12 protein-coding genes are annotated in these 12,419 nt (G+C 43.0%); 6 read left to right on the top strand and 6 right to left on the bottom strand.

The features are described from left to right. Window positions 1-2: 2 nt before the first annotated feature. The 5 genes from B5F77_RS11015 to B5F77_RS10995 form a co-directional block, all read right to left on the bottom strand. Window positions 3-746, bottom strand: a complete 744-nt coding sequence (locus B5F77_RS11015) for an isoprenyl transferase (protein ID WP_087330732.1) — start codon at window positions 744-746, stop codon at window positions 3-5. An 11-nt stretch (window positions 747-757) separates the two neighbouring features. Beyond that, the gene (locus tag B5F77_RS11010; RefSeq protein ID WP_087330764.1) at window positions 758-1,471 is read right to left on the bottom strand and encodes a DUF6089 family protein; all 714 of its coding nucleotides are present in this window, start codon (window positions 1,469-1,471) and stop codon (window positions 758-760) included. Between the two features lie 82 nt (window positions 1,472-1,553). After that, window positions 1,554-2,924 carry a DUF6242 domain-containing protein gene (locus tag B5F77_RS11005; protein WP_239446317.1) on the bottom strand — a complete coding sequence of 457 codons (1,371 nt, stop codon included), beginning with the start codon at window positions 2,922-2,924 and terminating at the stop codon, window positions 1,554-1,556. Between the two features lie 86 nt (window positions 2,925-3,010). Then, window positions 3,011-4,066, bottom strand: a complete 1,056-nt coding sequence (gene ribD / locus B5F77_RS11000; protein WP_087330730.1) for a bifunctional diaminohydroxyphosphoribosylaminopyrimidine deaminase/5-amino-6-(5-phosphoribosylamino)uracil reductase RibD — start codon at window positions 4,064-4,066, stop codon at window positions 3,011-3,013. A gap of 56 nt (window positions 4,067-4,122) precedes the next feature. Then, window positions 4,123-4,710 carry an RNA polymerase sigma-70 factor gene (locus B5F77_RS10995; RefSeq protein WP_087330728.1) on the bottom strand — a complete coding sequence of 196 codons (588 nt, stop codon included), beginning with the start codon at window positions 4,708-4,710 and terminating at the stop codon, window positions 4,123-4,125. A 336-nt stretch (window positions 4,711-5,046) separates the two neighbouring features. Here B5F77_RS10995 and B5F77_RS10990 point away from each other — a divergent pair, with 336 nt between their 5' ends. The 6 genes from B5F77_RS10990 to B5F77_RS10965 all read left to right on the top strand — a co-directional run bounded on the left by B5F77_RS10990 (window position 5,047) and on the right by B5F77_RS10965 (window position 10,737). Beyond that, window positions 5,047-6,579, top strand: coding sequence for a sulfatase (locus tag B5F77_RS10990; protein WP_087330762.1), 1,533 nt, complete (start codon window positions 5,047-5,049; stop codon window positions 6,577-6,579). Between the two features lie 205 nt (window positions 6,580-6,784). Further along, window positions 6,785-8,275, top strand: coding sequence for a Gfo/Idh/MocA family oxidoreductase (locus B5F77_RS10985; protein WP_087330726.1), 1,491 nt, complete (start codon window positions 6,785-6,787; stop codon window positions 8,273-8,275). A 53-nt stretch (window positions 8,276-8,328) separates the two neighbouring features. Further along, on the top strand, window positions 8,329-9,216 hold the full coding sequence (locus B5F77_RS10980; protein WP_087330724.1) for a DUF1080 domain-containing protein: 888 nt from the start codon (window positions 8,329-8,331) through the stop codon (window positions 9,214-9,216). A 195-nt stretch (window positions 9,217-9,411) separates the two neighbouring features. After that, window positions 9,412-9,810, top strand: a complete 399-nt coding sequence (locus B5F77_RS10975) for a DUF6249 domain-containing protein (RefSeq protein ID WP_087330722.1) — start codon at window positions 9,412-9,414, stop codon at window positions 9,808-9,810. 6 nt (window positions 9,811-9,816) lie between these two features. Further along, window positions 9,817-10,383 (top strand): RNA polymerase sigma factor, encoded by a 567-nt coding sequence (locus B5F77_RS10970; protein WP_087330720.1) that lies wholly within the window; start codon window positions 9,817-9,819, stop codon window positions 10,381-10,383. 6 nt (window positions 10,384-10,389) lie between these two features. Then, entirely contained in the window at window positions 10,390-10,737 is a 348-nt protein-coding gene (locus tag B5F77_RS10965; RefSeq protein ID WP_087330718.1) for a hypothetical protein, read from the top strand. 74 nt (window positions 10,738-10,811) lie between these two features. Here B5F77_RS10965 and B5F77_RS10960 read toward each other — a convergent pair whose 3' ends face one another. Then, window positions 10,812-11,963 carry a DUF6261 family protein gene (locus B5F77_RS10960; protein ID WP_087330716.1) on the bottom strand — a complete coding sequence of 384 codons (1,152 nt, stop codon included), beginning with the start codon at window positions 11,961-11,963 and terminating at the stop codon, window positions 10,812-10,814. Window positions 11,964-12,419: the final 456 nt, after the last annotated feature.

Genomic DNA, 12,419 nt, shown 5'->3' with positions numbered 1-12,419 from the left:
GTTTATAAAATTAATTGCTCACTTGTCTTACCAAATCTTCGTTCGCGACGTTGATAATACAAAATAGCATCATAAAATTCTTCCTTTCTAAAATCAGGCCAATAGACCTCTGTGAAATAAAATTCCGCGTATGACAATTGCCATAACAGAAAATTACTCAGACGCTGCTCGCCTCCTGTTCGAATCAACAAGTCGGGGTCAGGGAAATACCGAGTTGTAAGATGCTTGGAAATCGTCATCTCATCAATCGAATCAATAGACAAATCACCTTTCTGGACTTCCATCGCAATCTGGCGAACTGCTTCTGAGATTTCCCAACGAGCCGAATAGCTTAAGGCCAAAATAACCGTCGCCCCTGTATTGACGGATGTCTCCTCAATACACTCCTGCAACGTCTGACGTGCTTCTTCCGGAAGCCGGTCTAAATTGCCAATTGCATCCAAACGGACATTGTTCTTCATCAAATCAGGCGTCTCGCGTTGGATGGCCTTCACCATTAGCGTCATCAAAGCATGTACCTCTTCTTCTGGACGATTCCAGTTTTCAGTTGAGAAAGTATACATGGTCAAGTATTTTATTCCCAAATCGGAGGCAGCTTCTACTACCTTCCGAACGGAAATCACCCCTTCTTGATGACCTATATAACGTTCTTTGCCACGAGCTTTCGCCCATCGCCCGTTACCATCCATAATAATTGCCACATGTTGTGGCAAACGGTTCATATCTATTTTTTCCAACAACGACATGCTTCTTTTGCTTAAAAAGATCCGCTACTATATCTATTATTACACGTCCGACATCGTAAACCAAAGTCCCATGTAACTGAAAACATCAACAAAGAATACCAATCTTTATTTTTAAATGCACTTCCGGATATCTCATAAGGATTATCCAAAAATGCATTGTTTCCATCTGTTACATCAAACGAATCTCCGAACAATTTACGAAACGAGAACTCTAATCCCAAATTCAATCGATTCGCCACCTTATATTTAGCTCCAATACCCAACGGGATATTCAAACTGGCAAAAGTTTCATTACCAGGAGCTACGGTTACACCTATTCCAAACAAAATATAAGGCGAAAAACGCTTCGTATGCAAATAAGCGAACTTATCACTATAAGGCATGAAGTTAAACTCCATTTGCCCTCCTATTTCAAAAAAGCTCCTACTGAACGAAGCTGTCGCTTGATTCGGAAACACATTTTCCAAGCCATCCGTACTACCGGACACGCGCCCCCACAATAAGTCAGTCTTTACAGCCCAACGAAAATTAGGCGTATATCGAAACACGACTCCTGCCGAGGGATTCAATCCCTTAAAGAACGAATTTTTATTTAAATCGCCCATATAATAGGAAGTACCTACCATACCGCCGATTTCATATTTATATTCCTGAGCATGCATAAACCCAATACAACTTAGTAGCGCGCCCAGACAGATTATGCGTCGAAAAAGAGATGCGTTCATAAAATAAGAATTTATTTCAGTAAACATACTTCTTTTGTAACGCTAAGAATCTTCAAAAATTATACGCGAGCAGTCGTAAGTTTTACTGCCGCTCAAATCCAAGACGATTTATCCGACCTTTCCAAATTTCATCCAAAAAACTACCTGTTTCGTTCGTCTTTCCACCGAAAATCAACAAGAAGTTGTCTGCATCGACCAACATCGAAGCATATCCTCGTGCTTGATATTCGGCCGGAAGAATAACCATTTCATCTTGCAATTTCCACGTCACGCCATAATCAGTCGACGTATAAATATCTTTCAAAGGCGTACCGTTTTCATCTATACCACCTATCAAATAATATTTATTATCATAATATGCCATCATGCTTCCTGCCCGAGCCGAAAAATAATGACTTTGCGAATCCGTCATCTTTGCCCATGTAAGAGCATCCATTGTCGCCCAACTAACATTTTGCAATGCGTCATTGGAAGCTCTTCCACCTACAATCAAGATACGTTCGCGATACATTAGAGAGATAGGCAATGAAGCAAAACCTGCTATCGGAAAATCCGTTGGCACCTCTGCACCTACTTGCCATTCTCCATCGGTCATCATTGCAGCAAATTGTAACACGCCTTCATATCGAATAATCGCAGATAATCTGGCTGGCTGATTTACATTGGGACGCATACTTCCCAGAAGAGAAACTACTTCCGGCGTTTCGGTTACCCGTGTCCATTCCGAACCATCCGGAGACTCATATAAAGAACCATCTGTAGCCGGCACATACATCTTATCCTCAAAACGAGTTATTTGCGCTAAATCAACGCCACTCTCGGGCAATCCAGAGAGTGTGATTTCACTCCATTCCTTTGCGTCTGCTTCTGCTGAACGATACAAATGATAAGCACCTTGCGAAGTCGGTCGCATATACATATAATAATAGTCCGTCTCGCCATCCGAGTAAGGGATTACCCGTTGCTCAACCATCGTTTGTCCTATCATCTCGTCAGTATACAAAGACCAAGGCAACGAATCCGGGACTACTTGATGAATATTCACATAAGCCAAATATTCTTTTGATACCGTACGATCGGTAGAAGAAGTGACAAACCGCACTGGTTGCGAAAAATCCAACGAATCTTTCTGATTCCAATCCAACGTATCACCGGTCGCCTGCTGAAACACTTCAATTCGACCTACATAAGAACCAATCGACACCGTACAAATCACCTTTTCAATTTCCGTTCCATACGGCATAGAGTCTAAATTCATGATACGACCATTCACTTGGTCGATCGTAAATTTTACTTCATCCAAGCCAGAGACCGAATCCGATTGCAAAGAAAAACTCGTGATTTGACAGTCTCTATCAACCTCATACTCTCTATCTAACCCGCCCGAATCCAAGCAAGAAGACAACACGAGAGCCCAACAACCCGCTATGAATAAATACAGTTTATTTTTCATTCAAAATATAGTTAGTTCATTCAAAGGCACAAAAGTAGAAACATTTTCCGCTTCTTACCTAATAAACGGCAATATTTATAATATTTTTAGGTTAAAGATTCGCCACAATGTCGGTATACAATAAAAGAATGTCCTCCGAAAGATTGGATTTCAGTCATCCTATCCAATAGGACAGGCGCCCGTACGCCTCGGCCTATTTCTTGTGTTCCTTTCTCTACTATTGCACAATCCCAGCAACCGGCGTCAATGAATTGCTGAAGCATATTGGTTCCTCCCTCTACAATCAATGAAGTAAGTTTCCGACGTCGGAGCGCTTGCATGATTTGCGCTACAATTGGTCGCTTAAAGTCCAACAAAACATATTCCGTATTTCCGATACGTCCTTCGCAACATGTCGTAAATATAATGGTCGGTGCACTTCCATCCAACAAGTGGAATTGTTTAGGGATTTTCAAATCACGATCGATGGCCATACGAACAGGCGAGGTTCCTGCCCAACAACGTGTAGTCAAACTAGGATTATCCAACATCGCCGTACGCGTTCCGACTAAGATGGCAGCTGATTCTGCCCGTAGTTTATGCGAACGAATTTGCGTCACAAGGTTAGAAACAAACAATTTCGGTTCCTCCGTATTCATTCGTTCATAATCAATAAAGCCATCTGCGCTTTCTGCCCATTTTAACGTTACGAACGGGCGTTCTCGGGTTTGAAAAGTCATAAACACTTCGTTCAAGGCCTTTGCCTCTTCTTCCATCACGCCAGTTATTACCTGAACACCTGCCTTCCGCAACCGTTCAACACCTTGGCCAGACACTTCCGGAAACGGATCCAGGCATCCTATCACCACGCGCGGAATTCGTTTACGAATAATCAAATCCACACAAGGAGGCGTTTTCCCATAATGCGAACAGGGCTCAAGGCTCACATATAAAGTGGACCATCGAAACCACTTTTCATTCTTTACCGACGCAATCGCATTCACTTCAGCATGCGCCTCCCCACATCGGCGATGAAACCCTTCGCCAATAATTTCTCCGTTGTGTACGATTACAGCACCTACCATCGGATTCGGAGCTACATGCCCCGCCCCATGTCGAGCCAATTCCAAGCAACGTGCCATAAACCTTTCTTCAACCTGCATTGTCTATCTTTTTTCAATCGAAGCAAAGATACATACTTTTGCTCAATTGAGCAATTTTAACGCGCATAAAAGAGAAAGAATAGTAACGGGAGGTAATCTTTTAGCTTGACACGCAGTATTTTCAAAGATTGCTGAATGCGATAGTCGACCGTCTTGTTTGAAACGCCAAGCCTCTCGGCTATCTCTTTATAACTCATATGCCGGAAACGATGCATCACGAAGGCTTCGCGATAACTATCCGGCAATCCAGCCAACGCTTCGCGTAATTTCTCTTTCAACTCCTCGAATTGGTAGGCATCCACCTCGGGCAATATCGTTTGCATCTCTTCAAAGTAAATCGTATCCGCACGGCCCTTCACCTCATTTTGCGCGATTTGGTTCATCGCTTTATGATAAACCGTCTTAAAAAGATAAGCGCCCAATGCCTGCCGTACGATTACTTCTTCGCGCGTTTCCCAAAGCCAGAACAAGGCATCTTGCACAATCTCTTCGGCATCTTCCAAGGTCACAAATCGTTGGCAATAGGCACAAAGTGACGGATAATAATGACGAAACAAAGCCGCATAAGCCTTCCGATCCGAGCGGCGCAACGCCGCCAGCCACTCTATGTCCTGCTTCCGAGATGCACCGTCTTTGTTTTCCATAAACTTACTTAACCAAACAAATACAAAGATACAAAGAATATCCGATCTAAAAAACAAAGATAAACGGCAATTGCCTTGGAAAAAATCACAAAGACGCCTGACCTAAAAATACAAACAGCCGAGAAAAACTCTATCTTTAGGCTAAAGATATATATCTGCAGCCTGAAGATATGTATCTTTAACTTGAAGATATGTATCTTTAGCCTAAAGATAGAGTTTTCCCAGGCAACATCAAAGTTTTTTCTACGGCAGAATCGTTTTTCCTTTTCGAATATAAAAAATTTTCCTTACCTTTGTATAATAGAAATAATATGGCAACACTTGATTGATTTATATATGAAGACACATCTCATCCTGGGCGGATTAGCCGCATCCTCGCTTTTCGTTGCAGCCGAAGAGCGTCCGAATGTAATAGTATTTTTAGTAGACGATATGGGATTGATGGATACCTCTTGCCCATTCTTAACCGATTCGTTGGGGAATCCCGTTCGCCATGCACTGAACGATTGGTATCATACGCCCAATATGGAGCGACTCGCGGCACAAGGGATTCGGTTCTCTACGTTTTATGCCAATAGTGTCAGTTCCCCTTCGCGCGCGTCCATTATGACAGGACAATCCTCTGCACGGCATCATACAACCAATTGGATTAATTCTGAGACCAACAACCGCGACCAATATGGCCCGTATGCATGGAATTGGCAAGGATTAACCACGAAAGACCTCACCCTTCCCCGTTTGCTTAAAACGCAAGGATATAAAACGATCCATGTAGGCAAAGCGCATTTCGGATGTATGGGAAGCGAAGGAGAGATACCCAAAAACGTAGGATATGATATAAATATCGCCGGTTCGTCTATTGGTCAACCGGGAAGCTACTACGGACGAAATGGATATGGGAATATACAAGGATACAAACCCCGTGCAGTACCAGGATTAGAGAAATATTATGCAGAGGATGTTTTCTTGACAGATGCCCTCACACTGGAAGCGAACGCACAAATAGATAAAGCGATAGAAGAGAAAAAGCCCTTCTTCCTCTATTTGGCTCATTATGCCGTCCACGCTCCTTTCGAACGCGATGAACGTTTCTGGGAACATTATGCTTCATCTGATAAAAGCGATGCGGCCAAATCATTTGCCACGTTGATTGAAAGCATGGACAAATCGCTGGGTGATGTACTTGACCATCTCGAAGCGAAAGGCATTGCTGAAAACACACTAATTATCTTCTTGGGAGATAACGGTTCGGATGCTCCGCTGGGCGATTCGCGCGGATATAGTTCGTCTGCTCCATTGAGAGGTAAAAAGGGTTCTGAATTTGAAGGAGGCATGCGCGTTCCTTGTATCGTAGCATGGGCTAAAACAAACAAAAAGAATACATTCCAAAAGAAGTTGCCCATTCCGCAAGGTGAAATCCAAACACAGATGGGAAGCGTGCTGGATATTTATCCGACATTAGCTACTCTGAGCGAAGCAAACATACCCAACACACATCCCGTAGACGGACATGATTTACATACGCTATTAACGGGACAACACGATGCTGCACACGAAGATATCTTCCTAATGCATTTCCCGCACAACCACCGCGGAAGCTATTTCACCTCCTACCGCGAGGGCGATTGGAAACTCGTCTATTATTATAATCCAGAACACTCCGAACGTCCCGATTGCATCCTCTATAATTTAAAGGAAGACCCCTACGAAAAACAGGAAATATCACGTAAACATCCAACGCAAACCCTTACTCTCCTTCGCCACATGATGCAAGCGTTGGAAGAGAAAGAAGCCCAATACCCTGTCAATTTCGAAGGGAAAGAAATACGTCCCAACCTTTCTTATTTTGAAGAGATATTAGGGAAATAAGTTCTTTCATACAGAGGAGCAGATATATATAAAATGTGTTTCTACACCTCTGTATTCAAATAAGAATCCAAGGGACAGGAAACAAAACGTTAAAAAAGACTATGCACAAGAAAAAGGGAAGAATTTTGTTTGAAATTCGAACATCTCTCTTTAAATTTGTGCCGGTTTAAAATAAAATATAAAGCTAATCTATAAAAACAAACATATCATGTCGATAACAAGAAGGTCATTCCTTAGAAGAAGTGCAGCAGCTGCTGCAGCATTCACGATTGCCCCTAATACAATTTTGGGTAAGAGTCATGGATATACAGCACCGAGTGATAAACTCAACATCGCTGCTGTAGGTATCGGAGGCATGGGACATGCCAATATCAATAATGTAAAAAAGACGGAAAATATCGTTGCGCTCTGCGATGTCGATTGGAAGTACGCCAAAGGTGTATTCGACGAACTTCCTAATGCGAAAAAGTATTATGATTATCGCAAAATGTACGACGAGATGGGTAAAGATATTGATGCCGTCATCATTGCTACGGCAGACCATACACATGCCATCATTACGGCCGATGCCATCACAATGGGAAAACATGTCTATTGCCAAAAACCTCTTACACATTCTGTATATGAATCTCGATTGCTGACAAATTTGGCTAAAGAATATAATGTAGCCACACAAATGGGTAATCAAGGTTCTTCGGATGAAGGGACAGACATCGTGTGCGAATGGATTTGGAATGGTGAAATTGGAGATGTAACTCGCGTGGATTGCGCAACCGACCGTCCTATTTGGCCACAAGGATTGAACGCTCCTGAAAAGGTAGACCGCATACCCAAGACGTTAAATTGGGATTTATTCTGTGGACCAACCGATTTAATCCCCTACAATAGTATCTATCATCCATGGAATTGGCGCGGATGGTGGCGTTTTGGCACCGGAGCATTGGGCGATATGGCATGCCATATCTTGCATCAGCCCTTTAAAGCTTTGAAGTTGGGATATCCATCGAAAGTAGAGGCTTCTTCCACGCTTCTTCTGCAAGATTGTGCACCGACTGCCCAGCATGTAAAGCTCACCTTCCCTGCACGTGACAATATGCCGAAATTGGCTATGCCGGAAGTAGAAGTACATTGGTATGACGGAGGTATGATGCCCGACCGTCCGAAAGGTTTCCCCGAAGGCAAACAACTGATGGGACCGGGCGGAGGTTTAACCATATTCCATGGTACAAAGGATACGCTCGTATGCGGATGTTACGGCCAGCAGCCTTTCCTCCTCTCGGGGCGTGTACCAACCAATGTACCAAAAGTCTGTCGGCGTGTAGCCAATGCCATGAATGGTGGTCATGAAATGGATTGGGTTCGTGCTTGTAAGGAAGATGCTTCCAGCCGAGTAAAAACCAAATCAGATTTCTCGGAGGCAGGACCATTCAACGAAATGGTAGTCATGGGTGTATTGGCTGTCCGCTTACAAACGCTCAACAAAGAATTACATTGGGACGGTGCCAATATGCAATTTACCAACATCAAAGACAATGAAGAGATTAAAATATTAATCAAAGACGACTTCAAAGTAATTGATGGTGACCCGAAATTCAATAAGATTTGGACAGAACCTGTTAATGCCCGTGCGTTCGCATCCGAACTTATCAAGCATAACTACCGTGAAGGATGGAAATTACCGGACATGCCGAAGTAAAATACAACGATAAAAAGAATAAAATACAACGATAATTAAAATACATAACAACGATGAAAAAGTCAGTATTAATAGCAGGCGTAGCAACATTGGCTTTATGCCTTGCTTCTTGTAATGGAGGTAAAAAAGCAGACACAGCTACTACGGAAGAAGCTGCAACAGAAACAGCCGCAGAAGCAGCTACTCCGGAATACAAATTATTAGATTTACCTACCGTCGATTTAGCGGATTTCCCGAAAGATAGCGAAGGATGGATTACTCTCTTCGATGGTAAAACGCTGAAAGGTTGGCGTGGTTATGCTCGTGAAGACGTACCGGCTGCTTGGGTAGTAGACGATGGGGCAATCCACATCAAAGGTTCAGGCATGGGAGAAGCCGGAGCCAAGGATGGCGGTGATTTGGTATTCGCGCATCGTTTCTCGAACTTCGAACTTGAATTTGAATGGAAAGTCGACAAGGGAGCTAACTCTGGTGTCATGTATATGATTCAAGAAGTGGAAGAGAAAAATGACAAAGGCGAATGGGTCATGGCTCCATCTTACATCTCCGCACCTGAATATCAAGTATTGGATAATGAAAATCACCCCGATGCCAAACTGGGTGTAGATGGCAACCGCCAATCTGCTTCCCTCTACGACATGATTCCGGCCAAACCGCAAAATGCAAAACCATACGGCGAATGGAATAAGGGTAAAATTATGGTATACAAAGGTACCGTAGTGCATTATCTCAATAGCGATACGCCTTGTGTGGAATATCATCTTTGGACTCCGGCATGGAAAGAAATGCTCGACAAGAGTAAGTTCAGCCAAGATAAATGGCCGCTTGCTTACGAACTGCTTCTCAATTGCGGTGGCGAAAATAAGGAAGGTTTTATCGGTTTGCAAGACCATGGCGACAACGTATGGTATCGCAATATCCGAATCAAGGTAATGGATTGATTTTATACTTCAATGTAGACATCCATAGTTTAATTTTTTTGTTTATCCGAAGTCAACTGAGAAGTTGCTTCGGATATTTTTTTTATTATTTCCCGTTATATTTCCGGTTATTTTCTGTAACCAAAGTTTGTCTTCTATCGTCTTATGAATAGAAAAACAAATTAAAACAATAAGTCGAATTAAAAAGATTATCGTATGGATTTTGATTTATTTTGGGTAATAACTTGTGCTGTAGGAGCGCCCGTCGTATGCGCTACGACATCGATTATTAAGATTAGCCGTTTTCGTCATGAAGAACGCATGAAAATGATTGAAGGCGGCGTTATTCTCCGCGAACCCGAGAAGCGGGCGAACCGTTATCCGGCGCTGCGCAATGGATTATTTATGATCGGACTGGCTTTGGGTGTTTTAATCGGTCTATTTGTCGACCCGTACGTACCGGAAGGAGATTTCGGTTTCGAAATCTTTTCGGTACCGATGTTTGCTTTGTTGCTGGGTGGAATCGGCTTTGTCGTATATTTTTTCCTTTCTCGCAAGATGCAAGTAAAAGAAGAGGAAGAAGATAAACGGTTAGGAAGAATCCCTAATGAGTAAACAAGCATGACGGACGAAGCTCAATGGATTGCAAACGTGCTGGAGGGCGATAAGCAGAGCTTCGCCTTTCTCGTCTCGAAATACGAGCGAATGGCTTATACGCTGGCTTTCCGCATCGTGGGGAATCGCGAAGAGGCGGAGGAGGTCGTTCAGGATGCGTTCGTCAAGATGTACCGTTCGCTGCCGAACTTCAGAGGGTCGTGCAAATTCTCTTCCTGGTTTTATCAAATCGTGTATCATACGGCAATCAGTTCGTTGCGTTCACCGCATTTCTTTTCGGATTTTGAATCGGTCGAGGTGACGGACGTTACTGTCGCCGAGCAAGAGACTGCTTCCGCGCTCTTGGAAGCTAAAGACCGGAAGGAGATTATCTCCCAGACTTTGAAAGCATTGGCTCGCGACGAGGCATTGCTGCTTACGCTCTACTATTTAGAGGAGTGTTCCGTGGAGGATATTTGTCAAATTACGGAACTCTCTCCTTCGAATGTAAAGACTAAACTTTTTCGGGCGCGTAAACATTTCTATTCGGCACTGGAAAAGAAAATGAAACAGGAAACAAAAAATTTATTGTAATAAGTTATGGAAGAAATCGATAAACTTACTCGTAAATTAATGGAGGGTACGGCCGAACGTCCTTCGTCCAGGCTGAACGAATGTATCATGCGCCTCATCTGGAAAGAAAAGTCGCTCCGCAAGCGTATTGTTTATGTGGAATCATTGCCGCGTATCGGGGCAATCGCGTGGGGCGTCGTCTTCTATCTATTGCTTGTGCTCTTCCTATTTTTCTATTTTCGAGGGGAAAGCGTCACGCTCGAAGGGCTTTGGGCGCTCCTCCGTCCTTACGCGCCGCTCGTCATCCTCGTTTCTGGCGCGATTCCACTCTATCTGATGGGGGTATGGATAGATAAAAAACGGATGAATCGGTAAGAACGTTTTCAAACCGGAAAAATAAAAAAGGGCATAGCCGTTAGCTTCGGTTATGCCCTTTGTGTGTTATCAGCCTACATAATCAAGGTGATTACTTCGGGGAATTTTATTACGACCGGCTCGCTGAGCGGCGGATTTCCTTCGCCGTTGTAATAGGTCTCGATGCGTATGTTATATTCGCCTTCTGTCAGATACTCTATCATCGTAAATTCGATGCGAGAATCTGTATTGAGCGTAATGTATTCGGCCGGGACTTTATCGTCTATTGGTTCCTCCATTATAGCAGAAGAAAGGATAATATCTCCTATTCCAGTCCCTTCCGCGTTTAATAAGGTAAGTCCGCTGCCTTCTATTACAGCTGTCTTGCCTTTCTTGAATTGCAATGGCCTTTCCGGATCGCCCCCTTCTTTCTGGTAAATATCGACAATCATCGGCTTGGTTGGTTCGGGCGTCGGTTCATCTTCATCGCCAGAAGTGCTTCCGGATGGTTTGCCGATAATGCCAGCGCGAGACAGCGTCTTTTCCATCTCGTACAGCAGACTATTTACTTTTTCAATTACTGCCAAAAAATCGGTGCGAGTCTCCGCATCTTTTGTAGTCAGTTCATTTACCCGGAAGAAAGCGTTAATGTCTTTGGCCAACTCTGTAAAGGCTTTATCTACCTTGGGACGGACTGTTTTCATAGTCTCGGAAATGGAGCGGTTCAAGCGTTCGGTCGAACGAGTTTCATAAACTGTATCGAACTCTTCGTTGGCTTCCTCCAATTTGCTAACTGTATTGGCAAGTCCTAATGCTTCCAAATCGGTTTGGATTTCATCATCTTGTACTAAATCGACAAAATCGGCAATCATCGCGCTCTTCTGCGCGTATGACAAACGATAAGCGTCTTTGTACGGTTTGATTAAATACTCCATCCGTTTGGCTGCGTTGACTACAGCCTCTTCAGGATTGTATAAACCCGATTGGATTGTTTTTAAAAAGAAAATAAATAAATTGCTCCGTTTTTTGTCTAACGTTTCTATTTCGTTAGTAGAAGCAAATTTAGTGTTTCCCACGTAACATTCGTTTTCCGAATAGAAAGTCAGCTGAAATTTAGAACGTGAAGCGGACACGCCATATTTTTCAGCAAATTCTACCGGAATGTACTTTAGCAATCGACGGTTCAACTGATAATGTTCACTATTTCTCATAGCATAATACGGAAAATCTAATCTAATTTCATCCATAATGGTTCTAATTATTATTGTTAATACTAAATATGCTCTTCACAGCTTAGAAAATTTTTTTCTGGCTTCCCGCAGCTTGCGGCGACTTAGAAAAATTTTTTCCTGCTTCCCGCAGCTTGCGACAACTCAGAAAATTTTTTTCCTGCTTTTCGCAGCTTGCGGCAACTCAGAAAATTTTTTTCCTGCTTCTCGTAGCTTGCGAAGACCCGGAAAAATTTTTTCCTGCTTCCCGCAGCCTGCGGCGACCCAGAAAAATTTTTTCTGACTCCCGGTTGCAAATATAGATAAAAAAATTAGAAAATCAAATATTTATCGATAAAATTTTCTGATTTAGGATATTTTTTGGAATAGATTAGTGCACATAGACAACGCAGGTTCAATTTTTGTTTGTATTACCGCACGCAGATGACGCAGATTCCGCAGAGTAACGCAGACTTATTTTTGGGCTACGCAGTA

The organism is Parabacteroides sp. An277 (assembly GCF_002159645.1).
In the GTDB taxonomy this organism is placed as follows: Bacteria; Bacteroidota; Bacteroidia; order Bacteroidales; family Tannerellaceae; genus Parabacteroides.
Note: the sequence above shows the minus strand (reverse complement) of the source record. Positions and strands in the feature narration are given on the sequence as shown.